This window comes from Polaromonas sp. DSP2-3-2b2 (genome assembly GCF_049895905.1).
GTDB lineage: Bacteria > Pseudomonadota > Gammaproteobacteria > Burkholderiales > Burkholderiaceae_C > Polaromonas.
Window position 1 is genome coordinate 14,063 of the sequence record NZ_JAFCTH010000008.1, and the last position, 23,501, is coordinate 37,563.

The 23,501-nt window shown below is 61.2% G+C and carries 23 protein-coding genes; 13 read left to right on the forward strand and 10 right to left on the reverse strand.

What is annotated here, in order from left to right; genetic code table 11:
* The first annotated feature begins 63 nt into the window (after positions 1–63).
* Positions 64–2,019 (forward strand): acyl CoA:acetate/3-ketoacid CoA transferase, encoded by a 1,956-nt coding sequence (locus tag ACP7AD_RS08795; RefSeq protein WP_426146313.1) that lies wholly within the window; start codon positions 64–66, stop codon positions 2,017–2,019.
* A 190-nt stretch (positions 2,020–2,209) separates the two neighbouring features.
* Here ACP7AD_RS08795 and ACP7AD_RS08800 read toward each other — a convergent pair whose 3' ends face one another.
* Complete coding sequence (locus tag ACP7AD_RS08800; RefSeq protein ID WP_426146312.1) at positions 2,210–4,585, reverse strand: Tex family protein; 2,376 nt, start codon at positions 4,583–4,585, stop codon at positions 2,210–2,212.
* Between the two features lie 158 nt (positions 4,586–4,743).
* On the opposite strand from ACP7AD_RS08800, the gene ACP7AD_RS08805 reads away from it, so the two are divergent.
* Both ACP7AD_RS08805 and ACP7AD_RS08810 read left to right on the forward strand, forming a co-directional pair.
* Positions 4,744–5,268 (forward strand): hypothetical protein, encoded by a 525-nt coding sequence (locus ACP7AD_RS08805; protein WP_426146311.1) that lies wholly within the window; start codon positions 4,744–4,746, stop codon positions 5,266–5,268.
* Positions 5,269–5,300: 32 nt separating this feature from the next.
* Positions 5,301–5,828 (forward strand): hypothetical protein, encoded by a 528-nt coding sequence (locus ACP7AD_RS08810; RefSeq protein WP_426146310.1) that lies wholly within the window; start codon positions 5,301–5,303, stop codon positions 5,826–5,828.
* Positions 5,829–5,934: 106 nt separating this feature from the next.
* Here ACP7AD_RS08810 and ACP7AD_RS08815 read toward each other — a convergent pair whose 3' ends face one another.
* Positions 5,935–7,158: an extracellular catalytic domain type 1 short-chain-length polyhydroxyalkanoate depolymerase gene (locus ACP7AD_RS08815; RefSeq protein WP_426146309.1), complete on the reverse strand. Its 1,224-nt coding sequence runs from the start codon at positions 7,156–7,158 to the stop codon at positions 5,935–5,937.
* Between the two features lie 234 nt (positions 7,159–7,392).
* Here ACP7AD_RS08815 and ACP7AD_RS08820 point away from each other — a divergent pair, with 234 nt between their 5' ends.
* Together ACP7AD_RS08820 and ACP7AD_RS08825 are read left to right on the forward strand one after the other, a co-directional pair.
* Positions 7,393–8,349 carry a rhodanese-related sulfurtransferase gene (locus tag ACP7AD_RS08820; RefSeq protein WP_426146307.1) on the forward strand — a complete coding sequence of 319 codons (957 nt, stop codon included), beginning with the start codon at positions 7,393–7,395 and terminating at the stop codon, positions 8,347–8,349.
* A 1-nt stretch (position 8,350) separates the two neighbouring features.
* Positions 8,351–9,103: a glutathione S-transferase gene (locus ACP7AD_RS08825; RefSeq protein ID WP_426146306.1), complete on the forward strand. Its 753-nt coding sequence runs from the start codon at positions 8,351–8,353 to the stop codon at positions 9,101–9,103.
* Between the two features lie 77 nt (positions 9,104–9,180).
* On the opposite strand, the gene sbcB is transcribed toward ACP7AD_RS08825, so the two are convergent.
* From sbcB to icd, 4 genes are all read right to left on the reverse strand, one after another.
* A complete protein-coding gene (gene sbcB / locus ACP7AD_RS08830; protein ID WP_426146305.1) occupies positions 9,181–10,623 on the reverse strand; it encodes an exodeoxyribonuclease I in 1,443 nt (480 codons plus the stop codon).
* Between the two features lie 171 nt (positions 10,624–10,794).
* Positions 10,795–13,131 (reverse strand): ATP-dependent Clp protease ATP-binding subunit ClpA, encoded by a 2,337-nt coding sequence (gene clpA / locus ACP7AD_RS08835; protein WP_426146303.1) that lies wholly within the window; start codon positions 13,129–13,131, stop codon positions 10,795–10,797.
* Between the two features lie 79 nt (positions 13,132–13,210).
* Positions 13,211–13,582: an ATP-dependent Clp protease adapter ClpS gene (gene clpS, locus ACP7AD_RS08840; RefSeq protein ID WP_426146301.1), complete on the reverse strand. Its 372-nt coding sequence runs from the start codon at positions 13,580–13,582 to the stop codon at positions 13,211–13,213.
* Positions 13,583–13,755: 173 nt separating this feature from the next.
* Positions 13,756–15,009: an NADP-dependent isocitrate dehydrogenase gene (gene icd / locus ACP7AD_RS08845; RefSeq protein WP_426146300.1), complete on the reverse strand. Its 1,254-nt coding sequence runs from the start codon at positions 15,007–15,009 to the stop codon at positions 13,756–13,758.
* A gap of 221 nt (positions 15,010–15,230) precedes the next feature.
* On the opposite strand from icd, the gene ACP7AD_RS08850 reads away from it, so the two are divergent.
* Positions 15,231–15,521: a hypothetical protein gene (locus ACP7AD_RS08850; protein WP_426146298.1), complete on the forward strand. Its 291-nt coding sequence runs from the start codon at positions 15,231–15,233 to the stop codon at positions 15,519–15,521.
* 152 nt (positions 15,522–15,673) lie between these two features.
* Positions 15,674–16,120, forward strand: a complete 447-nt coding sequence (locus ACP7AD_RS08855) for a DUF192 domain-containing protein (RefSeq protein WP_426146344.1) — start codon at positions 15,674–15,676, stop codon at positions 16,118–16,120.
* A 77-nt stretch (positions 16,121–16,197) separates the two neighbouring features.
* On the opposite strand, the gene ACP7AD_RS08860 is transcribed toward ACP7AD_RS08855, so the two are convergent.
* From ACP7AD_RS08860 to ACP7AD_RS08870, 3 genes are all read right to left on the reverse strand, one after another.
* Positions 16,198–16,779: a superoxide dismutase gene (locus tag ACP7AD_RS08860; protein ID WP_426146297.1), complete on the reverse strand. Its 582-nt coding sequence runs from the start codon at positions 16,777–16,779 to the stop codon at positions 16,198–16,200.
* A gap of 57 nt (positions 16,780–16,836) precedes the next feature.
* Positions 16,837–18,156 carry an exodeoxyribonuclease VII large subunit gene (gene xseA / locus ACP7AD_RS08865; protein ID WP_426146295.1) on the reverse strand — a complete coding sequence of 440 codons (1,320 nt, stop codon included), beginning with the start codon at positions 18,154–18,156 and terminating at the stop codon, positions 16,837–16,839.
* 263 nt (positions 18,157–18,419) lie between these two features.
* On the reverse strand, positions 18,420–18,602 hold the full coding sequence (locus tag ACP7AD_RS08870; RefSeq protein ID WP_426146293.1) for a hypothetical protein: 183 nt from the start codon (positions 18,600–18,602) through the stop codon (positions 18,420–18,422).
* Between ACP7AD_RS08870 and ACP7AD_RS08875 the strand changes: the two genes are divergently transcribed.
* The 6 genes from ACP7AD_RS08875 to adk all read left to right on the forward strand — a co-directional run bounded on the left by ACP7AD_RS08875 (position 18,601) and on the right by adk (position 22,389).
* The gene (locus ACP7AD_RS08875) at positions 18,601–19,128 is read left to right on the forward strand and encodes a MotA/TolQ/ExbB proton channel family protein (protein WP_426146292.1); all 528 of its coding nucleotides are present in this window, start codon (positions 18,601–18,603) and stop codon (positions 19,126–19,128) included. The two genes, ACP7AD_RS08870 and ACP7AD_RS08875, sit on opposite strands and share 2 nt — an antisense overlap.
* Complete coding sequence (locus ACP7AD_RS08880) at positions 19,125–19,553, forward strand: ExbD/TolR family protein (RefSeq protein ID WP_426146291.1); 429 nt, start codon at positions 19,125–19,127, stop codon at positions 19,551–19,553. Before ACP7AD_RS08875 ends, ACP7AD_RS08880 begins: the two co-directional genes overlap by 4 nt.
* 40 nt (positions 19,554–19,593) lie before the next feature.
* Complete coding sequence (gene lpxK / locus ACP7AD_RS08885; RefSeq protein WP_426146289.1) at positions 19,594–20,625, forward strand: tetraacyldisaccharide 4'-kinase; 1,032 nt, start codon at positions 19,594–19,596, stop codon at positions 20,623–20,625.
* The gene (locus ACP7AD_RS08890; RefSeq protein WP_426146287.1) at positions 20,606–20,788 is read left to right on the forward strand and encodes a Trm112 family protein; all 183 of its coding nucleotides are present in this window, start codon (positions 20,606–20,608) and stop codon (positions 20,786–20,788) included. Before lpxK ends, ACP7AD_RS08890 begins: the two co-directional genes overlap by 20 nt.
* A gap of 6 nt (positions 20,789–20,794) precedes the next feature.
* Positions 20,795–21,550: a 3-deoxy-manno-octulosonate cytidylyltransferase gene (gene kdsB / locus ACP7AD_RS08895; protein WP_426146285.1), complete on the forward strand. Its 756-nt coding sequence runs from the start codon at positions 20,795–20,797 to the stop codon at positions 21,548–21,550.
* Positions 21,551–21,732: 182 nt separating this feature from the next.
* Complete coding sequence (adk, locus tag ACP7AD_RS08900) at positions 21,733–22,389, forward strand: adenylate kinase (protein ID WP_426146284.1); 657 nt, start codon at positions 21,733–21,735, stop codon at positions 22,387–22,389.
* 46 nt (positions 22,390–22,435) lie between these two features.
* On the opposite strand, the gene ACP7AD_RS08905 is transcribed toward adk, so the two are convergent.
* Entirely contained in the window at positions 22,436–23,401 is a 966-nt protein-coding gene (locus ACP7AD_RS08905; RefSeq protein WP_426146282.1) for an asparaginase, read from the reverse strand.
* Positions 23,402–23,501: the final 100 nt, after the last annotated feature.

Here is a 23,501-nt window from a genome sequence, read left to right on the forward strand (position 1 = left end):
GGTGACACCTGCAGGGCGGATGAATGGATGATGGGGAACCCAGCCCCGCCCGCGAAAACCAGCATGCACCACCACTTCAACGAATCCAGCCCCACCGGCGCCCGGCGCAACAAGGTTGTCAGCGCAGCCGACGCGGTCCGCCTGATCCGCGACGGCGACACTGTGGCCACGGGGGGCTTCGTCGGCATCGGTTTTGCCGAAACCATTGCCGTGGCGCTGGAGCAGCGCTTCCTGGACACCCAGGCGGAAACTGGATACGGCGCGCCGCGCAGCCTGACGCTGGTGTACGCCGCCGGCCAGGGCGACGGCGGCAAGCGTGGCCTGAACCACCTCGGCCATGCCGGCATGGTCAAGCGAGTCGTCGGCGGCCACTGGGGGCTGGTGCCGGCCCTGCAAAAACTCGCGGTCGACAACCTGATCGAAGCCTACAACCTGCCACAAGGCGTGATCACCCACCTGTTTCGCGACATTGCCGCCGGCAAGCCCGGCACCCTCACCCACGTCGGACTCGACACCTTCGTCGATCCGCGCTGGGGCGGCGGCAAGATCAATGCCCGCACCACCGAGGACCTGGTGCGGCTGATGGACATTGACGGCCGCGAATACCTGTTCTACAAGGCTTTTCCGATCTCGGTCGGCATCATCCGCGCCACCACCGCCGACCCCGACGGCAACCTGAGCATGGAGCGCGAAGCGCTGACGCTCGAAGCGCTGGCGATTGCCATGGCGGCGCGCAACTCAGGCGGCATCGTGATAGCCCAGGTCGAGCGCATTGCCGAGCGCGGCACGCTGCACCCGCGCAGCGTCAAGGTGCCGGGCGTGCTGGTCGATGCGGTGGTGCTGGCCACCGACCTGGCGCACCACATGCAGACGTTTTCCGAAGCCTACAACGCCGCCTATTCCGGAGAAATCCGGGTGCCGATGGATTCGCTGCCGGCCATGGCGCTGAACGAGCGCAAGGTGATGGCCCGGCGCGCCGCGCTGGAATTGCGCGCCAATGACGTGGTCAACCTGGGCATCGGCATGCCCGAGGGCGTGGCCAGCGTGGCCGCTGAGGAACGCATCATCGACCTGGTCACCTTGACAGCCGAGCCCGGCGTGATTGGCGGCATACCGGCCAGCGGCCTGAGCTTTGGCGCGGCGGTCAATGCCCAGGCGGTGATTGACCAGCCCAGCCAGTTCGACTTCTACGACGGCGGCGGGCTCGACATCGCGGTGCTGGGCCTGGCGCAGGCCGACGCCCAGGGCAACCTCAACGTCAGCCGGTTCGGCCCCCGGCTGGCGGGCGCGGGCGGCTTCATCAACATCAGCCAGAACGCAGCCACCGTTGTGTTCGTGGGAACCTTCACGGCGGGCGACCTGGACGTGCGCGTGCAGGATGGGCGGCTGCATATCCACCGCGAAGGCACCACGCGCAAGTTTGTCCGGCAGGTCGAGCACCGCACCTTCAGCGGCCGCGAGGCATGCAAACGCGGCCAGCGCGTGCTCTATGTCACCGAGCGCTGCGTGTTCGAACTGAAACCCGATGGCGGCGATGGCGGCCAGGGCCGGCTCGAACTGATCGAGATCGCGCCAGGCATCAACCTGGAGCAGGGCGTGCTGGCGCAGATGGACTTCATGCCAGCCATCAGCCCGCAACTCAAACTGATGGATGCGGCGCTGTTCCAAAGCGAGCCCATCGGACTGCGCCATCGCCTGCTGGCAACGCCGCTGGCCCAGCGCTTCGAGCTGGACCGCGCGCACGGCATGCTGTTCATCAACTTCGAAGGGCTGGCCGTGGACAGCGCGTCGGACATCGATGCCATCGAGCAGCATCTCACAGCCCTGCTGGCGCCGCTGGGCGAGCGCGTGGCGGCGGTGGTCAATTACGACAGCTTCAGCATCCAGCCCTTGCTGATCGACGACTACTCGGCCATGGTCCAGCGCCTGAGCGCGCACTATTACAGCCGCGTGACGCGCTACGGCACGGGCGGCTTCCTCAAGGCCAGGCTGGAAGCGCTGAGATCGCCGGCCGGTTGAGCCCGCCTATGACCGTGGCTGGGGCGCCATGCCAAAAAGTAAAGCGGTCATCCCGGGCTGAGCCTGCCCCGGACTTGATCCGGGGACCCGGGATCCATCGCCGCAACATCACCAGTCGCAGGCTGTGCAACCTGATTTGGGCGCTATAGATTGCGGGGCAAGCGCGCAATGACAGAAAGAAACCGCAAGGCTATTTTTTCAGACCCGCCAGCTTGCTGAACGCCGATTCCATCGCCGTTGAGCTTTCTGGCTGTGGCGCGCCCTGCCGCGCTCCGCCACGGTTTTGCGCGCCGGGCCGGGCGCCTTCAAAGCGGTTGTCGCGCGGGGCGTCGCGGCGCGCCAGCGCGGCGTCCAGCTTCATACTCAAGGCGATGCGCTTGCGCGCCACATCGACCTCGGTCACGCGCACCTTGACGATGTCGCCGGTCTTCACGACCTCGCGCGCATCGGTCACGAACTTGTTGGACAGCTGGCTCACATGCACCAGACCGTCCTGATGCACGCCAATGTCGATGAAGGCGCCAAAGGCCGCGACATTGCTGACCGTGCCTTCGAGCAGCATGCCCTCCTTCAAGTCCCGGATGTCTTCCACGCCGTCGTTGAAGCGCGCCACCTTGAAGTCCGGGCGCGGGTCTCTAGCCGGCTTTTCCAGCTCGGCCAGGATGTCCTTGACCGTGATGACGCCAAATTTTTCATTGGCGAACAACTCGGGTTTCAGCGTCTTGAGCATCTCGGCGCGACCCATCAGCTCGGCCACGGGCCGGCCGGTGTGCGCCATGATTTTCTCGACCACCGAATAGGTTTCCGGATGCACGCCGGTCATGTCCAGCGGATTGGAGCCGCCGCGCAGCCGCAAAAAGCCCGCACTTTGCTCGAAGGTCTTGGCGCCCAGCCCCGTCACCTTGAGCAAATCGGCGCGGCTGGCAAACGCGCCGTTGGCATCGCGCCAGCGCACCACCGACTTGGCCACAGTCTGGCTCAGCCCCGACACGCGCGCCAGCAGCGGCACACTGGCGGTGTTCAGGTCCACGCCGACGCTGTTCACGCAGTCCTCGACCACCGCGCTCAGGCTGCGTGCCAGGTCGCTCTGGTTCACGTCGTGCTGGTACTGGCCAACGCCGATCGATTTCGGATCGATCTTGACCAGTTCGGCCAGCGGGTCCTGCAGGCGCCGGGCAATGCTGGCGGCGCCGCGCAGGCTTACATCGACATCGGGCATTTCCTGGCTGGCGAATTCGCTGGCCGAATAGACCGAAGCACCGGCTTCGCTGACCACTACTTTTTCGATAGCTGCTTGCGCATGCCCCGCCTGCGCTAAAGCCGTTTTTGACATGATTTTGATCAAATCAGCCGCCAGCTTGTCGGTTTCGCGGCTGGCCGTGCCGTTGCCAATCGCAATCAGGTTCACGCCGTGCTTTTCGCACAGCTTGGCCAGCAAGTGCAGCGAGCCATCCCAGTCCTTGCGCGGCTCATGCGGAAACACCGTGGCGGTTTCGACCAGCTTGCCAGTCGCGTCCACCACCGCCACCTTCACCCCGGTGCGAATGCCCGGGTCCAGCCCCATCACCACGCGCGGCCCGGCGGGCGCGGCCAGCAGCAGGTCGCGCAGGTTGTCGGCAAACACCTTGATGGCGACTTTCTCGGCGTCTTCCCTTAGCTTAGTGAACAGGTCGCGCTCCAGCGACAAACTAAGCTTGACGCGCCAGGTCCAGGCGACGCACTTGCGGATCAGGTCGTCGGCCGGGCGCGCCTTGTGGCTCCAGCCCAGGTGCAGTGCGATCTTGCCTTCGGCGATGCTTGGCTTGCCGGGCTCGGGCGGCACCGGCAGCACGAGCCTGGCGTCCAGGATTTCCAGCCCCCGGCCCCGGAACACGGCCAGCGCGCGGTGCGACGGCACGCGGCCAATCGGCTCGTCGTAGTCGAAATAATCGCGAAACTTGGCGTTGTCCAGCAGGTTCTCGTCCTTGCCGCTGACCAGTTTGGACGACAGCCGCCCTTCGCTCCACAGCCACTGGCGCAGCGACTGCACCAACGGCGCGTCCTCGGCCCAGCGCTCGCTCAGGATGTCGCGCACGCCGTCAAGCACCGCCTGCACGGTGGTGAAGTCGTCGCCGCTTTCATTTTTTTCAGCCTTGACGAAGGCCTGGGCTTCTTCCAAGGGATGGAGTGACGGATCAGCAAACAGCCGGTCGGCCAGCGGCTCGATGCCGGCTTCGCGCGCCATCTGGCCCTTGGTGCGGCGCTTGGTCTTATAGGGAAGGTAGAGGTCTTCCAGATCCTGCTTGGTGTCTGCCGCTTCGATCAACGCGCGCAGCGCGGGCGTCAGCTTGCCCTGCTCGTCAATATTTCTCAGCACCGTTTCGCGGCGGTCTTCCAGTTCGCGCAGGTAAGACAGGCGCTGTTCAAGTTCGCGCAGCTCGATGTCGTCGAGCCCGCCGGTCGCTTCCTTGCGGTAGCGCGCAATGAAGGGCACTGTTGCCCCGCCGTCAAGCAGTTCCACGGCAGTCTTGACCTGGTGTTCATGGACTTTGATTTCGGCCGCGATCTGGCGAATGATTTTTTGCATGGGGTGTGGGGTTGAGGTTTTTCGGCTTGATGCCAGCGCCGCCTCCCGTGCCTGCTGACGCCAAAGGGCGGAATTGTCCCACAGTCAAAACAGGCCTGTGCCCCCATAATTTTGACCTGCGTCCACGTCATTCATAGCAATCAAAAAGGGAGTTCTCCATGCGTTTTCGCACCATTCTTCTGGTTGTCGCCCTCTTGCTGCTGGCCGGCTTCGTCGCCCTGAACGTCGATGTATTCACCCAGCCCAGCCCCTTGAGCCTGGGATTCACCACCATCAATGTGCCCTTGGGACTGGTAATGCTGGGGCTGCTTGTGCTCGCGCTGGTCATCTTCCTGGGCAGCACCATCTACATGCAGAGCCGCCACGTGCTTGAATCGCGCACCCATACCCGCGAACTCAATGCCCAGCGCGAACTGGCCGACAAGGCCGAAGCCTCGCGCTTCACCGAACTGCGTTCCTACCTGGAAGCACAGGTGCTGGCCGAGCAGCAGCGCGAAACCGCATCGGGAACGGTGCTTTCCGACCGTTTTGCCCAGCAGCAGCAAGTCCTGCTGGCCCGCATGGAGCAGACGGACAACACCCTGGCCGCCTACATGGGCGAGCTGGAACAGCGCCTGGCGCAGCGCGGCGCTGCAACCGTCACTCACACCCTCCCAAACGACAGTAACACCACGTTCAGATAAGCATAGGCCATGGCAGGCATGGCTGATGCGGTTTGATCAATCTTCTCAAACGGATCCTTCAAGGCATCGCGCTCGCGCCGCTTGCCCTATTCCTGCTGTTCGAGGAATGGGGTTGGCAACCCCTGGCCGCAGGCTTTGCGGCACTGGGCCGACTACCCGTCTGGCGGCAGCTCGAACGGCTGATCATTCGCCTGCCGCCCTGGGCGGCCCTGCTGGCGTTTGGCATCCCGGTGCTTGTGCTCGTTCCCGTCAAGCTGCTGGCGCTTTTCCTGCTGGGCAAGGGCCACCTTGGCATGGGGCTGAGCCTGGTAATTTCGGCAAAGATCGCAGGCACGGCGCTGGCCGCACGCCTGTTCCAGCTGACCGAACCGGCCCTGATGCAACTGGGCTGGTTTTCGCGTGCCTACCCGCCCTGGAAAGCATGGAAGGACCGGATGCTGAGGCAGGTACGCGTTTCATGGCCCTGGCGCCTGGGACGGCGGCTCAAGCACAGGGCAAGGGCCGTGCTTGTCCGTTTATGGAACGCATTCAAGACCGCAAGATCAGGCGGGCACAAATAGGCCAGGATTTTTCCGTCATCTAAAATGATAGCTGTAAATATCCGCCGATATTGCGCTAACACCCTATTCGACTTGAAACAGGGATGCCGACAGGCCAGCACCGCGCCTACATCACCACTGGCACCGACTGCAGGCGCTGCTGGCGCGAGAAAAAATTCCACATCAGCAGCGTCGCATCCGGGCCTTCGGGCGTGCTGTAGTCCAGGCTGCCCTCGCCGCCGCTCCACGCATGGCCCAGCAGGTCAATCTCGCACTTCACCAGCATCGGCTTGCGGCCGGCGTAATAGGTCGCCGTCTTGTAGGCATGGCGCGGGCTCCGGCCGCTGCTTCGCCCGGCATAGCTGCGCATCGCCGGTTCTGCGCTGGTGATCCAGGGAGCGTCAATGATGGAGAACTGGGCGGTCAGGTGGTCCACATTGACACGGCGCACCACTGAGTCGCTCTTGCCCTGGATCAGCATGACCGGCATGCCGGGAAACTGCAGCTTACTGTCGGTGAACTCGCGCACCGCCTCCTTGTGATGCACGCCGGCGCCCTGCTGCATGGCCTGGAATCCGCTCATAGGCGAGTCGCTGGTGCCAAAGACCGGCGCCGAATGCAGGCCAGCAGCGGCAATCAGCTGCGGATGGCGCAAGGCCAGGATGGCCGCCAATCCAGCGCCGGCCGACAGCCCCGCCACAAAAATTCGCGTCGTGTCCAGCCGATGCCGGGCGCGCACCTGCGCAATCATTTCGGCGATCAGCGAGACATCGCCATTGCCTTGCTGGGTGGCGCGCCGGTACCAGTGCCAGCAGCGGTTCGCGTCGGCGGCGGCCGACTGCTGCGGATACAGCACCGCAAAACCCTTGCGCTCGGCCAGCTGGTTCATGCGGGTGGAAGCGGCAAAATCGGTGGCGGTCTGCTTGCAGCCGTGCAGCATGACGACCAGCGGGAGCGGCCCCTTGGAAACGCCCGACGGCAGGTAAAGCCAGTACATCATCCGGCGTGCCGGCGCCAGCCCCGTGCCCGGCAGGCTGAAGAATGATTTCTTCCAGCTTCCAGGCAGCACCGGCAGCAGTGTGGCCACTGGCGCGGCGGGCCGAGCAGCCGCCTTGCGGCGCGGCTTGGCGGTTTTTGCGACTGACGACTTCACGGCCTTGACCACCTTGGCGGTTTTCAGGGTGACCGAACGAATGGTCTTGGCGACTTTGGCGGGCTTGACGCTTTTGGCCGCGGGTGTGCGGGACGCTGTCATCAGCAGGCTTTTGAAGAGCTTTTGGCCCTGCGCCTGCTGTGCCTTGCCGGCACGGCGCAGATTCTTGAGCCAGAAGCTGGTCAGACTTTTTGTCATGGGATCTTTGGCGTTGTGAAGTGTTCAGGGGGCTGGGCTGGGGCCGATGCCGCAAACGCCATGCGCCGGCTCACGGCTCCTCAGCCGTTCGCTGTATTTTGCTGCAATGCAGCATTAATTGTTGTAAGCCCTTTTCCCCAGAAGCAAGGCGCAGCGATACAAAACCGGGGTGGCGGGATAATTGGCCCACCGGGGCACGACCACGCCCAACCTTATTTCGCCTGGATTTTTCTTATGATCACGCCCGACTTCCTGACCGCCGCACTGTATAAATTTGTCGAATTGCCTGACTTTGCCGCGCTGCAGGCACCGCTGCTGGCGTGCTGCGAAGCGCATGGCGTCAAGGGCACGCTGCTGTTGGCAGCCGAAGGCATCAACGGCACGATTGCCGGAACGCCCGAAGGCGTGCATGCGGTGCTCTGCTTCCTGCGCGGCGACCCGCGCCTGGCCACGCTGGAACACAAGGAAGCGCATGCCGAGCGGATGCCGTTTCACCGCATGAAGGTGCGGCTGAAAAAGGAAATCGTCACGCTGGGCGTGCCTGATGTGCATCCGGCGCTGATGGCCGGCCAGTACGTCAAGCCGCAGGATTGGGACGCACTGCTCGCCGACCCTGGCCTGGTACTGGTCGATACCCGCAATGACTACGAAGTCGCCATCGGCACCTTTCAGGGCGCCATCAACCCGGCCACGCACAGCTTTTCGGAACTTCCCGCCTGGGTTGAAAAGGAAATGTCCGAAGGCGGCGCGCTGGCACCGGTCGATGGCAAGAAGCCCCGGGTCGCGATGTTCTGCACCGGCGGCATCCGCTGCGAAAAATCCACCGCCTTCATGCGGGCGCAGGGTTTTGACGAGGTTTACCACCTGGAAGGCGGGATCCTCAAGTACCTTGAAACCATGCCCGAGGCCCAAAGCCGCTGGCAGGGCGAATGCTTCGTGTTCGACGAGCGTGTCTCGGTCGGCCATGGGCTACACCCGGGTGACTTCACGCTGTGCCGGTCCTGCCGCGACCCGCTGAGCGCAAAAGACCGCCTGTCGCCGCTGTATGAACTCGGCGTGAGCTGCGCGCACTGCCATGCCCGCACCACCGACGAGCAAAAGCAGGGCTACCGCGAGCGCCAGCGCCAGGTCGAACTGGCCGCCGCGCGGCATCAAGCGCACATTGGCGTGCGGCAGCCGGGCAGCCAGTAGCATGAACAAGGCAGACCTGCCCGCTTTTTTAGAAGCGCATCAGCCCCTGCCGGTGCTGTACTCCTTTCGCCGCTGCCCCTATGCGATGCGGGCGCGGCTGGCCATCGCAGCCAGCGGCCTGCGCTGCGAATTGCGTGAAGTCGTGCTGCGCAGCAAACCCGCCGACATGCTGACCGCCTCCCCCAAGGCGACAGTGCCGGTGCTGGTGTTGCCCGGCGGCGGGGTGATCGAGCAAAGCCTGGACATCATGCTCTGGGCACTGGCGCAGAACGACCCGCAGGGCTGGCTTGCGGCGGATCACAAAACGCTGGCCGCCATGCAGGCGCTGATCGCCATCAACGACGGCGAGTTCAAGCAGCACCTGGACCGCTACAAATACCCGAACCGCTACCGGCACGAATATGCGGGCGACGAGCAGGCCTTTGCCCAGGCGCACCGGACGGACGCTGGCAGCTGGTTGATGGAGCTTGAAAGCCGGTTAAGCGGTAACAATTTTGGCCGCCACGCCTGGCTGTTCGGCGATGCGGCCAGCCAGGCCGACATGGCCATCGTGCCCTTTGTTCGCCAGTTTGCGCACACCGACCCGGCCTGGTTTGTGGCCCAGCCGTGGCCGCATCTGAAGGCGTGGCTGGTTTGCTGGGAGACCGGGCTGCTGTTTCAGCAAGTCATGGAAAAATACCCGCCGTGGCAGCCAGGTCAACCGGGCATCGCGTTTGGGCTCCTAGCCGACCGGGCGACTGACCTGAATCGCTGAAATTCAAGTCATTTAGGCCGATTGCGCATATTCTACGGGCGTTTCAAGCTATCAATAAAATAGCAAATACGGATTTTCTAGAGTTCCGGTGCGATCGACTCGGCATAGTCATACAAGGCGCCCAGAATCGCCTCGGCCCGCTCGTCGGCGGTTTCGGCCAGGGCATCGATCTCTGCAAACAGCGCATCGACGTTGCGCGCACCGCCCTCGCCTTCGAGCAGCCGCGCGGCCCGGTGCGCTTCCCAGCGCTCAAAATCTTCCGGACTCAGGGTTTGCAGAAAATTCCGGGCACGGTAGCGAAACACCAGCTCGGGCAGGCGCTCGTCGTCAAACCCCATGCGGCTGTGCGCCAGCTCAGCGGCGGACATCTCGCGCAGCTGGTTCAGCCGGCGGCGGTCATCATTGCCGATGAAGCCGCCATACAGGTTTTCATCCACATCGGGCGTGTCCGGCGCCGGGCGCTGGAACACCTCGGACCAGAGCGCGCTCATGTCGGGCAGGCCGGCGGCGATTTCGGCGTGGCGCAATGCCTGTTCCTTGTCCACGCCCCAGTGCGCCGCCATGGTGGACGTTAAAGTTTGTAGATTACGTACGACCATGGGCGACTTGTTCAGGTGCACCGACTTGATCGGCAGGCGCTGCACGCCTTCGGGCAGGTCGGCCGACTTGCTGAACAGCCGCAGGCGCAGCGTGGCCACGTCGAGCAGCGGCAACTCGCTCGGGTCGTGCGCCAAGTCCCAGGCCAGGATCTCGTTCTTGTTGGTCGGATGCGTCGCCAACGGAAACATCAGCGCCAGGCAGCCGCGCTCTGGCGAAAACATGCCCGAGACATGCAGAAAGGGCCGCGACAGATGCGCCGTTGCCGGCAGCCCCAGTTCGGCCAGCACCCGGGTTTTCTTGTGCAGCCCCAGGCAAAAATCGAACAGCTTGGGCTGCGCCGTGCGAATCAGCCGGGCCAGCGCTATCGTGGCGCGTACATCCGACAGAGCGTCGTGCGCGGCCTCATGCATCAGGCCATTGGCGCGCGCCAGGTCTTCGAGCTTGAAGCTGGGCTTGCCGCCCTCCTTCAGTGGCCACTGAATCCCGTCGGGGCGAAGCGCATAGGCCATGCGCACCACGTCGAGCAAGTCCCAGCGGCCGCACCCGTTTTGCCATTCGCGGCCATACGGGTCGATCAAATTGCGCCAGAACAGGTGGCGCGTCACCTCGTCGTCAAACCGGATGGTGTTGTAGCCCACGCCAATCGTGCCGGGCAGCGCCAGCACCTGCTCGATTTGCGCGGCAAACGCATGCTCGGGCACGCCGTGCTGCAGGCAATGCTGCGGCGTGATGCCGGTCAGCACGCACGACTCCGGGTCGGGCAGGTAGTCGTTGGCCGGCTGGCAGAAGATCATCAGTGGCTCGCCGATCTCGTTGAGCTCGGCATCGGTGCGAATGCCGGCAAACTGCGCCGGCCGGTCGCGGCGCGTGTTCAAGCCAAAGGTTTCGTAGTCGTGCCAGAGAAAGGTGTGGGAATCCATGGGCTGGGGTTTTTCCAAGATTTTTAAGTCAAACAGGCCTTTTGCGCAGTCAGCACGGGCGCCAGTAGCTATTTTTTTGATAGCGTAATGCAAAAAGGCCGATAGCAAGATGCTACCGGCCTTTTCGAGCCTGCCAGCCGGTTCAGGCTGGATTCGGCTGGGTTGAGATGATCAACTCGCCTCGGCGGCTTCCGACTCCGGCTTGGCGCGGCCTTCGCGCTTGGCCAGCGGCTGGATGTCCAACTCGACTTCGCCGGTTTCCACGCCTTTTTCGTCGGTCGTGATTTTCATGTCCACCGTCAAGCGGCCGCCTTCGGTCAGCCGGCCAAACAGCAACTCGTCAGCCAGCGCGCGGCGGATCGTGTCCTGGATCAGCCGCTGCATCGGACGCGCGCCCATGAGGGGATCAAAACCCTTCTTGCCCAGGTACTTGCGCAGCTTGTCGGTGAACGTGACCTCAACCTTCTTCTCGGCCAGCTGGGTCTCAAGTTGCAGCAGGAACTTGTCCACCACGCGCAGGATGACCACTTCGTCGAGCGCCTTGAAACTCACCACCGCGTCGAGGCGGTTGCGGAACTCGGGCGTGAACAGCCGCTTGATGTCGGCCATTTCGTCGCCGGCTTCGCGCGGATTGGTGAAGCCGATGGTTGCCTTGTTCATCGTCTCGGCGCCGGCATTGGTCGTCATGACGATGATCACGTTGCGGAAATCGGCCTTGCGTCCGTTGTTGTCCGTCAGCGTGCCGTGGTCCATGACCTGCAGCAGCACGTTGAAGATGTCCGGATGCGCCTTTTCGATTTCATCTAACAGCAGCACGCAATGCGGCTTCTTGGTCACCGCCTCGGTCAGCAAGCCACCCTGATCGAACCCGACATAACCCGGAGGCGCGCCAATCAGGCGACTCACGGCATGGCGCTCCATGTACTCGGACATGTCAAAGCGGATCAGCTCGATGCCCATGATGTAGGCGAGTTGCTTGGCCGCTTCGGTCTTGCCGACGCCCGTGGGGCCGGAGAACAGAAAGGAACCGATCGGCTTGTCTTCCTTGCCAAGGCCCGAGCGCGCCATCTTGACGCTGGACGCCAGCACGTCAAGCGCCTTGTCCTGGCCGAACACCACGCTCTTCAGGTCGCGTTCCAGCGTCTTGAGCTTGCCGCGGTCATCGTTCGAAACGTTGGCGGGCGGAATCCGGGCGATCTTGGCCACGATTTCCTCGACTTCGGTCTTGGTGATGGTTTTCTTGCGCTTGTTGGCCGGCAAAATGCGCTGAGCGGCGCCCGCCTCGTCGATCACGTCGATCGCCTTGTCGGGCAAGTGGCGGTCATTGATGTACTTGGCGCTGAGTTCGGCAGCTGCCTGTAGCGCAGCCAGCGCGTACTTGACGCCATGGTGCTCTTCAAAGCGCGACTTCAGCCCCTTGAGGATATCGACCGTTTCCTGCACTGTCGGCTCGACCACATCGACTTTCTGGAAGCGCCGCGACAAGGCCGCGTCTTTCTCGAAGATGCCACGGTATTCCGTGAAGGTGGTGGCGCCGATGCACTTGAGCTGGCCCGAACTGAGCGCCGGCTTGAGCAAATTGGACGCGTCCAGCGTGCCGCCCGAAGCAGCGCCAGCCCCGATCAGCGTGTGGATCTCGTCGATGAAAAGAACGCCGTTGGGCTTGTCCTTCAGCGACTTGAGCACGCCCTTGAGCCGCTGCTCGAAGTCGCCGCGGTACTTGGTGCCGGCCAACAGCGCGCCCATGTCGAGCGAGTAGACCTGCGCTTCTGCCAGGATTTCAGGCACGTCCTTTTGCGTGATGCGCCAGGCCAGGCCCTCGGCAATCGCCGTCTTGCCCACACCAGCCTCGCCCACCAGCAGCGGGTTGTTCTTGCGGCGGCGGCACAGAATTTGGATAACGCGTTCGACCTCGTAATGGCGACCGATCAGCGGATCGATCTTGCCTTCCTTGGCCAACTGGTTCAGGTTGACCGTGTATTGCTCTAGTGGCGAGGCTTTCTCGTTCTTTTCACCACCTTCTTCATTTTCGGCAGCGCTCTCGCCAGTCTTCGTCGGCTCGGGCGGATCGCTTTTCTTGATCCCGTGGGCAATGAAATTAACCACGTCAAGGCGCGTGACGCCCTGCTGGTGCAGGTAATACACCGCATGCGAGTCTTTTTCGCCAAAAATGGCGACCAGCACATTCGCGCCGGTCACTTCCTTCTTGCCGCTGCCGGTGGACTGCACATGCATGATGGCGCGCTGGATCACTCGCTGGAAACCGAGCGTGGGCTGCGTATCGACATCATCGCTGCCGGCCACCTGCGGCGTGTTGTCCTTGATGAAATTGGCAAGCGACTTGCGCAAGTCATCCACGTTGGCTGAGCAGGCGCGCAGCACTTCAGCGGCACTGGGGTTGTCCAGCAAGGCCAACAGCAGGTGTTCGACGGTGATGAACTCGTGGCGTTGCTGGCGTGCCTCGACAAAGGCCATGTGCAAGCTGACTTCTAATTCCTGGGCAATCATAGATTTTCCTTTCGGCTTGCTTGGGTAACTACTTTATTGGTCTATTCGACGCTTAAGAGGATATTGGCCGATTTTGCCGTTATTCAATGGGCTCGCTGACACATTGCAGCGGATGACCATTTTTCCGGGCGGCTTCGGTCACTTGATCCACCTTGGTGGCCGCGACGTCCCTGGAGAAAACTCCGCAGATGCCTTTTCCGTCGAGGTGGATCTTGAGCATGATCTGGGTCGCCGTCTCGCGATCCTTGTTGAAGAATTCCTGTATGACCACCACCACGAACTCCATGGGCGTGTAGTCGTCATTGAGCAACACAACCTGGTGCATTTGCGGTGGTTTAGTTTTTTGCGGACGGCGTTCCAGCACCACCGAGTCTCCGCCGTTGACATCGGCAGGCTTGACGACAGCAGGACTTGGCGGCTGGGCCGGCGATTTGGGGGGTTTTGTTACCATGGAAATCATTCTAGCCATCGGTACCGTTCATTGCATCAGACAAATCAATTGGTGGTGCGCGGACAAGGTTCAAGCATGAGACGATGGTTTCATATCTGCATGTTTGACTGGGATAAAAAAACCGCCACGGGATCGCTCCCGGGCGGTCTGCATTGTTTGTCGGGACAACCCGCTTACATGTGCTCGATCATGACCTGGCCAAAGCCCGAGCAGCTCACCTGCGTGGCGCCGTCCATCAGGCGGGCAAAGTCATAGGTGACCTTCTTGGACGCAATCGAGTTTTTCATCGAACTGATGATGAGGTCAGCGGCCTCAAGCCAGCCCATGTGGCGCAGCATCATTTCGGCCGACAGGATCAGGGAGCCGGGGTTGACGTAATCCTTCCCGGCGTATTTGGGCGCGGTGCCGTGCGTAGCCTCGAACATGGCGATCGTGTCGCTCAAATTGGCCCCCGGTGCAATGCCGATGCCGCCGACCTGTGCCGCCAGCGCGTCGGAAATGTAGTCGCCGTTCAAGTTGAGCGTGGCAATCACGCTGTACTCGGCCGGGCGCAGCAGGATTTGCTGAAGGAAGGCGTCGGCGATCACGTCCTTGATGACGATGTCCTTGCCGGTTTTTGGGTTCTTGAACTGGCACCATGGGCCGCCGTCGATCATTTCAGCACCGAACTCCTTCTGCGCCAGGGCATAGGCCCAGTCGCGAAAGCCGCCTTCGGTGAACTTCATGATGTTGCCCTTGTGCACGATGGTCACGCTGGACTTGTCGTTGTCGATGGCGTACTGGATCGCCTTGCGCATCAGGCGCTCGGTGCCTTCGCTGGACACCGGCTTGATGCCAATGCCCGAGGTTTCAGGAAAGCGGATCTTTTTGACACCGAGTTCATCCTGCAAGAACTTGATGAGCTTTTTGGCCTTGTCGCTGCCTGATTCAAATTCAATGCCGGCATAGATATCTTCAGAATTTTCGCGAAAGATCACCATGTTGGTCTTTTGCGGCTCCTTGACCGGCGACGGAACGCCGGCAAAGTACTGGATGGGGCGCAGGCAGACATACAGGTCCAGTTCCTGGCGCAGCGCCACATTCAGGCTGCGTATGCCGCCACCTACGGGCGTCGTCAGCGGCCCCTTGATCGACACCACATAGTCCTTCACGGCATGCAGCGTTTCTTCAGGCAGCCATACGTCAGGTCCATAAACCTTGGTGGCCTTTTCACCGGCAAACACTTCCATCCACTGGATTTTCCTCTTGCCGCCATAGGCCTTGGCAACCGCGGCATCGACCACCTTCAGCATCACCGGAGAAATATCGACACCCGTGCCGTCGCCCTCGATGAACGGGATGATGGGCTCGTCAGGCACATTCAGTGAATTGTCTGCGTTGACGGTGATTTTCTCGCCCTGAGCGGGCACCTTGATGTGCTGGTACATGTACTGAAGTCTCCGGTAAGCCTGGATGACGCACCCGATGGGCACGTTGCTTCAGGGAATTGAGGTAAAGGCCGCTTAAATTCTAGTCTCAAAAATTTTTGCAAAGATATTTTGAACATCTGTCAACGCAATGAAAACTGCTTCGTTATGGGAAGGACTCCGAAAGGTTCGGGGTGTTTTCAAACGATAACTGACGTTACCAATTTCCCAAGGAAATGCAAATGAACAAGATTCTCGCCACCCTGATTGCCACCCTTTTTGCTGCCGGCGCCTATGCACAAGCGCCTGCTGCCGCACCGGCGAAGCCTGCAACACCAGCAACTGCAGCGACGCCTGCCGTGGCCGCTACCCCGGCTGCCTCTGCTCCAGTTGCCAAAGCCAAGCCAGCGGCCATGACCAAGGAAGAAAAAGCCGCCGCCAACGCTGCTAAAAAGGAAAAAGCCGCTGCCGCCAAGAAGGCAAAAGCCGATGCTGCCATGGCCAAGAAAGAAGCCGCCGCCAAGAAAAGCTGAAAATAGGGAAACGGTTTTCCGCTTCAGTCAAAATGCCCGCCTAGTGCGGGCTTTTTAACGGCCGGTGTTTATGCTTGTGAACAAACTTCGACGGTGTGCATATGGGGTTCAAGAACTGCTTTTTCAAAATGCCAGCAAAGGCCTCCCGCTTCATGGTTTGCATGGCAGCGGCCACGGCATTGTTCCTGCCTGGCTGGACAGTCGCACAGCAAGCGCCGCAACTCAATCTCCAGCGTGTCAAGCTGAACGCCGGCATGCATGTGATTGATGCGCAGGTGGCCCTAACCCCGCAGGAGCGCCAGATCGGCTTGATGCAGCGCAAGAACATGCCCCAGCATGAAGGCATGCTTTTCGTTTTCGAGCAGGCCAGCGTACAGTGCTTCTGGATGAAAAACACCCTGCTGCCTCTGACGGCCGCCTTTGTGGCCGATGACGGCACCATTGTGAACACGGCAGACATGAAACCTGAAACCACTGATTCGCACTGTTCGGCCAAGCCGGTTCGCTATGTTCTGGAAATGAACAAGGGATGGTTTGTCAAAAAAGGCATTACACAGGGCAGCAAGCTGTCGGGTCCGATGTTTGAAGTGCCGCGCTGAGCAGCGCGCATCCAGCACAGCAAAAAGCCGACTAAAAAGTCGGCTTTTTATGGCTAAACGGGATCAGTCGTCAGCTATCAGGCAAAGTTGCTTTCGGCAAATTCCCAGTTCACCAAACTGGACAGGAAGGTTTCGACATACTTGGGCCGCTGGTTGCGGTAGTCGATGTAGTAAGCATGCTCCCATACGTCAACCGTCAGCAGTGCCTTGTCGCCCGTGGTCAGCGGGGTGCCGGCGGCGCCGGTATTGACGATATCCACGGTGCCGTCGGCTTTCTTCACCAGCCAGGTCCAGCCCGAACCGAAATTACTAACGGCTGACTTGACAAACGCTTCCTTGAACGCGGCGTAAGAGCCAAATTTTGCATTGATGGCTTCGGCCAGCGCACCGCTCGGCTCGCCGCCACCGGCGGGCTTCATGCAGTTCCAGAAGAACGTGTGGTTCCAGACTTGGGCCGCATTGTTGTAGACGCCGCCACTGGATTTCTTGACGATCTCTTCGAGCGTCATCGATTCAAACTCAGTGCCTTTTTGCAGGTTGTTGAGGTTCGTGACGTAGGCGTTGTGGTGTTTTCCGTAATGATACTCAAGGGTTTCCTGGCTGTATTGCGGAGCCAATGCGTCCATGGCATAAGGCAGCGAAGGGAGCGTGTGTTCCATATATTTCCTCGTGGGGTTGATGAGATGTCGATTGATATGCAAAAGACATTGTAAAAACTAAATCAGCCGCCGTGCAGCGACCGTCAAATCGACCTGCCCGTCGGCAAGGGTAGCGCGCACCGGCTGGCCGGGATGGGTGGTTTTCACGCTGGTGATGGCATGTCCCTCCAGGTCGGCCAGCCAGGCATAGCCGCGCTGGAGCACCAGTTGCGGGTCCAGCATGTCAAGCCGCAATTGGGCGCGTTCCAGTCGGTGCCGGCTGTGCATCAAACGGCCGTCAAGTACCTTTGGCAAATCACGGCTCAGGCTCTCCAGCTTATGCTTTTCCTGTTTTAGCGCCAGCTGCATGGCATGGCCCAGGCTTTGGGCAATACCGCCCAAGCGGCCATGCTGACGCGTGATCAGATGCGAAGGCTGACTGGCGCGGGCCGCCGCCCGGTCGAGTCGCTGGCTGGCCGCCTGCATCTGCCGGTCCACGCCGTTTTGCAGGCGCGAAAAAGCCTGCTCCAGCGCAGCCAGCCACGCGGTTTGCGGTTGCGCACACAGCTCGGCTGCCGCCGTGGGGGTTGGAGCGCGCACGTCGGCGCAGAAGTCGGCGATGGTGAAATCCGTTTCGTGGCCCACTCCGCAAACCACCGGCATGGGTGAGGCAATGATGGCCCGGGCAAGCGACTCATCGTTGAAAGCCCACAGATCCTCCATCGCACCGCCGCCGCGAACCAGCAGCAGCACATCGACCTGGTCCGTCGCCTGCCGCTCGGCGGCCTTGAGCAATGCGCCGCGCAGTTCGCCGGCGGCTTGCGCCCCCTGCACGCTGGCCGGATAGAGCACCACCGGAATGTGCGGCGCCCGGCGCTGCAGAGCCGTCACCACGTCATGCAGCGCAGCGGCGCCCAGCGAGGTCACCACGCCGATGGCGCGCGGCATCACCGGCAGCGGGCGCTTTCGGATAGTAGCGAAAAGCCCTTCGGCTTCAAGCTTGGCCTTGAGTTGCAGGAACTGCTCGAACAGGCTGCCCTGGCCAGCCTGCTGCATGGACTCAACGACCAGTTGCAGTTCGCCCCGGGGCTCGTACACGCCCAGCCGGCCGCGCAACTCGACCAGCTGGCCATCGCGCGGTGAAAAATCCAGCAGGCTTGAAGCCCGCCGGAACATGGCACAGCGGACCTGCCCCTGCTCGTCCTTGAGCGAAAAATAGCAGTGCCCGCTGGGCGCGCGTGAAAAGCCAGAAAGCTCGCCCTGAACCGCCACGGGATTGAATCGGGCTCCCAGGCTGTCCGCGATGGCTCGTAGCAATGATCCCACCGGCCAGACCCGAGCCCCCCCTCCAGCCAAGGGCGCAGGCAGCCTTTCACGCGCTGAGTAAGCATCAACCACAGCTATCTCCAGAATGTTTGAAAAACCAGTACTCCACAGATGGTGAAATGGGGCTGCAGGCACACGCGGCGCCCTTTGAACAGCCCCGAAAAATCGCGTAACCTGTTGATTTAAAAAGAAAAAAGTCTGCCTATATTTTAATCGTTCTGTCAAAGCGACGCTCTGGCGCGGGTTTGGGCCGTCTAGGTACTCACTTACCCACAAAGTTATCCACAGATTTTGTGCGTTACATCGGTTGAAACCGGTATACAAAACATTCAGGATCAAGCAGCGGCAAGCAGCTTTTTCGCACGGGAGCTGCGCCATAATCCAGCACCAATATCTGTCTGGAGATGCGCATTGTTTTCGATCATACAAGCAGCCGGCTGGCCCATCTGGCCTTTGCTGGCGTGCTCCATCGTTGCGCTGGCACTGGTCATTGAACGGTTTTCAAGCTTGAAAACCATGAAGATCGCCCCTCCGAAGCTGCTCGGCGAAGCCATGGTGGTTTCGCGAAACACCCTTCCGCCGCCAGACGTGGTGCTGAAGCTGGAGCAAAATTCACTGCTTGGCGAGGTGCTGGCCAGCGGGTTGCGGGCCCTTGGCGCCAATCCCCGAATCAGCGAAGCCGATCTCCGCTCCACGCTGGAAGGCGCGGGACGGCAGGCGGCGCACAAGCTGGAGCGTTACCTGGCCGCGCTGGCCACCATTGCGTCGGCAGCGCCCTTGCTCGGCCTGCTGGGCACGGTGATAGGCATGATCGAGATTTTTGGCGCCCAGTCCGGCAACGCCAGCAACGCTGGCGGCGGGAACCCGGCGCAGCTTGCACAAGGAATATCAATCGCGCTGTACAACACCGCCTTCGGCCTCATGGTGGCCATTCCGGCGCTGATCTTCTGGCGCTATTTCCGTGCCCGGGTGGATGGCTACCTGCTGTCGATGGAATTGGCGGCAGAGCAGTTCGTTCGCCATCTGAACCGATTGCGCAAATGAACTTTCGGCCGCATGCACGCCCCGAGCCGGAAATCAACCTGATTCCGTTCATCGATGTGCTGCTGGTGGTGCTCATCTTTTTGATGCTGTCTACCACCTACAGCAAATTCACCGAGCTTCAGGTCAAACTCCCAGCCGCCGACGCCGAGCAACTGCGCGACTATCCGAAAGAAGTCATCGTTGCCGTCAGCAGCGACGGCCGATACATGGTCAACAAAACCATGGTCGATGGCCGTGGAATCGAGCCGCTGGGCGCGGCGCTCACCCAGGCCGCCAAGGCCGGGAAGGACAGCGTCATCATCATCAGCGCGGATGCTGCTGCCACGCACCAGGCCGTGATCACCGTGATGGAAGCCGCGCGGCGCCAGGGGCTAACGCAGATCACCTTCGCCACCCAGGGCACGGCTCCGTCAGGCGCCAGGTAAGCCTACGGGCCTTGACCTTCCGGTACGACATGGCAGCGGCGTGAAAAATATCCTTACAGGCGCCTGGCGCAGGCGTGGCTGGCTGGCATGCCTGCTCTGGCCGGTGGCGCAGGTTCACGGCCTGCTCGTCAGATTACGCCGGGTACTGTACCGGCGCGGCATTCTTTGGTCCAAGCGCTTTGACGTGCCGGTCATCGTGGTGGGCAATGTCGTGGTGGGCGGCGCCGGCAAGACACCGCTGGTAATAGCACTGGTCAGGCATTTCCAGGCACAGGGTTTGCGTGTCGGCGTGGTGTCTCGCGGCTACGGGCGTGCCGGCCGGCAAAGCCTTGAAGTCAGGCCGAACACCCCGATTTATGAGTCTGGTGACGAGCCTGCGCTTATCCAGCGGGCGACAGGTGCTCCTATTTTTGTAGCAAACAGGCGAACCGATGCCTTGCGCGATTTGCTAGCGGCTTACCCGGCGACCTCCGCTGTCGTGTGCGACGACGGCCTGCAGCACTATGCCTTGCAGCGCGACATCGAAATTGCCGTGTTCGATGACAAAGGCGCAGGAAACGGCTGGCTGCTGCCCGCCGGACCGCTGCGCGAGCCGTGGCCCGGTCGCTTGGGCGAAGGCATCGACCTGGTCCTGCACACCGGCCAGAAGGCCGCGTTTGCAGGCTACGTCTCCCGGCGCCAACTGGCCGACCATGCGGTGGCGGCCGATGGCAGCCGGCTGGCATTGACATCATTGAAGCATCAGCCCCTGGTGGCGCTTGCGGGCATCGCCAATCCCGTGGCGTTCTTCAACATGCTCACGGCGCGCGGGCTGACGCTTGAAAAAACTCTTACTTTTCCCGATCATCATGACTTCAAAAAGGGCGACCTGGATGCGCTTTCAGACCGAACCGTTTTATGCACGGAAAAGGATGCGGTCAAGCTTTTCGCCCTGCCAGCCCCGCCCGGGTTGAAACTGCTGGCAGTCCCGCTCGAATTTCTGCCCGAGCCAGCGTTCTTCGACGCGCTGGATACGCTGCTGACGCCCCTGCTTTCTCAATTACCATCAAGCCATGGACACCAAACTTATTGAATTGCTGGTCTGCCCCGTGACCAAGGGTCATCTTGAATACGACCGCGAAAAGCATGAACTCGTTTCGCGCAGCGCCCGCCTGGCGTATCCGGTGCGTGATGGCATCCCGGTCATGCTGGAAAACGAGGCGCGGCCGCTGACCGACGAAGAGCTTGACCTGTAAGCAGGCATGAGCTTCACCGTCCTGATACCGGCGCGCCTGGCGTCCACCCGCCTTCCCAACAAGCCACTGGCAGACATCAATGGCCTGCCCATGGTCGTGCGCGTGGCGCAGCGCGCCCTGCAAAGCAGTGCGCTGCAGACCGTCGTTGCTGCTGACAGCGTGGAAATCATTGATCAATGCAAGGCTTTCGGCATCCAGGCGGTACTCACCCGTGTCGACCACCCGAGCGGCAGCGATCGGCTTGCCGAAGCCTGCGATGTGCTGGGACTGGCGGACGACGATATCGTGGTCAACGTGCAGGGCGACGAGCCGCTGATTGACCCAGCCCTGGTCGATGCGGTGGCCCGCCTGCTTCATAGCCGTCCCGATTGCGCTATGGGAACAGCCGCTCACTTTATCGATGAACTGGCTGATTTTTTAAATCCCAACGTCGTCAAGGTGGTACTGGACACACAGCAGACGGCCCTGTACTTCAGCCGTGCGCCAATTCCTGCTGCGCGCGACCTGGCCGGCCAGGCATGGTGGGAGCAAGGCGGGTTTCCTAGGCCGCTGCGTCACGTTGGAATCTATGCCTACCGGGTCGGATTTTTGCGCCGGTTTCCCCAGTTACCCCAAGCGCCCATGGAGCAGCTTGAGTCGCTCGAACAGTTGCGTGCCTTGTGGCATGGCTACCGGATAGCCGTTCACATCACCGATCAGGCGCCGGGCACTGGAGTGGACACGCCTGAAGACCTGGAGCGTGTCCGGCGTCTGACAGCTTAAAAGCTGTATCTGGCGGCGTCTGTGTAAGCTGCCGTCAGGAATGTGCATGCTATCCTCGACCGGAAAATAGTCCGGCTGCGGCCAATGCCAAAAACCGGACAAGACGCAAAGCGAAAGTGGGCCCATCGGCCCGTCAAATTTCCAGTTTGGCTTGCAGAATTCATAATAATCCGAGGACCTTCATGAGACTTATTTTGTTGGGCGCGCCTGGCGCGGGCAAAGGCACACAAGCCACGTTCATTTGCCAAAAATACGGCATTCCGCAAATTTCCACTGGCGACATGCTTCGCGCTGCGGTCAAGGCAGGAACCTCGCTGGGCATTGAGGCCAAAAAAGTCATGGATGCAGGCAGCCTGGTCAGCGATGACCTGATCATCAACCTGGTCAAAGAACGCATTGCCCAGCCCGATTGCGCGCAGGGTTTCCTGTTCGACGGCTTCCCCCGCACCATTCCACAGGCCGATGCGATGAAGGCTGCCGGCGTGAAGATTGATTACGTGCTGGAAATAGACGTGCCGTTTGAAGCCATCATCGAGCGCATGGGCGGACGCCGTTCGCACAGCGTGTCGGGCCGCACCTACCATGTCAAATACAACCCGCCCCAGATCGAGGGCCGTGACGACCTGACTGGCGAGCTGCTGATCCAGCGTGAAGACGACAAGGAAGAAACCGTCGCCAAGCGGCTTGAGGTGTACAGCGCCCAGACTCGCCCGCTGGTGGCCTATTACTCCAACTGGGCAGAAGCCGCACCCGACGAAGCGCCAAAATACCGCGCCATCAGCGGTACGGGCAGTGTTGAAGAGATCACCGAAAGAGCCATCAAAGCGCTGGCGGACTGAACAGGTTCAAAAGCCGGCCCAAGCCATCCCCCCGGGATGGCTTTTTTTATGCCTGCCTGGCAGCTGAAAACTGCGCGTCTTTAGCGACCAAATCAAGCATCAGCGCAATCCTCGCTTTGACCGGACTGAGCCCCTGCGAATCGGCGATCGTATTGCCCGGCAACGGCAAAACACGGCCATCAGGGCAACGCGTCGAACGAACGACCCGCACGCCGGCGGCCTGGGCATTGAGCAAACCGGCTTGCAGGTCCCCATGGATCGTGCCGTTGCCCGTGCCGGCCACCACCAGCCCCCGCACCCCCTGATCGACCAGTGCCTGAACCATGAGCGCGCTCGCGCCAGCGTAACTCATGACAATCTCGACACGGGGCCAGATTGCTATGTTTTCAATAGCTATAGACGCAATACCAGCATGCGGAATAGGCCAATTTCTTAACAATCTAAGCTTGCATTCCTCAACATAGCCGACGGGACCGGCATCGCCGGAACTGAAAGCGTCGAGCTTGTATGGATGCACTTTTTGCACATCAAGCGCACTGTGTATCGTTCCGGCGCAGACGGCCACGACACCGCAGGCCCCTGGATGCCGGGCGACCGCCACGGCATCCATCACGTTTTGCGGGCCATCGGGCGCCAGCGCGGTGGCAGGACGCATGGCGCAGGTAAGTACCACCGGCTTGGTCGGTTGGCATGCCGATTGCAGAAAATAAGCCGTCTCCTCCAGCGTGTCGGTGCCGTGCGTGATGACAATGCCCTGGACATCGTCATCCGCAAGAAAATGGCGCACGCGGGCCGCGAGTTGCGCCCACACGTCAAAGCTCATGTCCTTGCTGTCGATCTGACTCACCTGTTCACTGACGATCAAGCCGCTTCCGGCCAGTCCAGGAATGGCTGCAAGCAGTTGGTCAATTCCCACCTGTGCAGCCGTGTAGCCAATGTTGTCAGCGGCATGGGCAGCCTTCCCGGCAATGGTTCCGCCGGTTCCCAAAATGACCAGTTTGCGACGCTTCATAAGATGTGGTTGCTTTTTAATAAAAGCTGTATGAAAATACAGCTACTGGCTATTCATACAGACCTGTTGAATTTTCCCATTGCGCTGATTTCAGGCATGT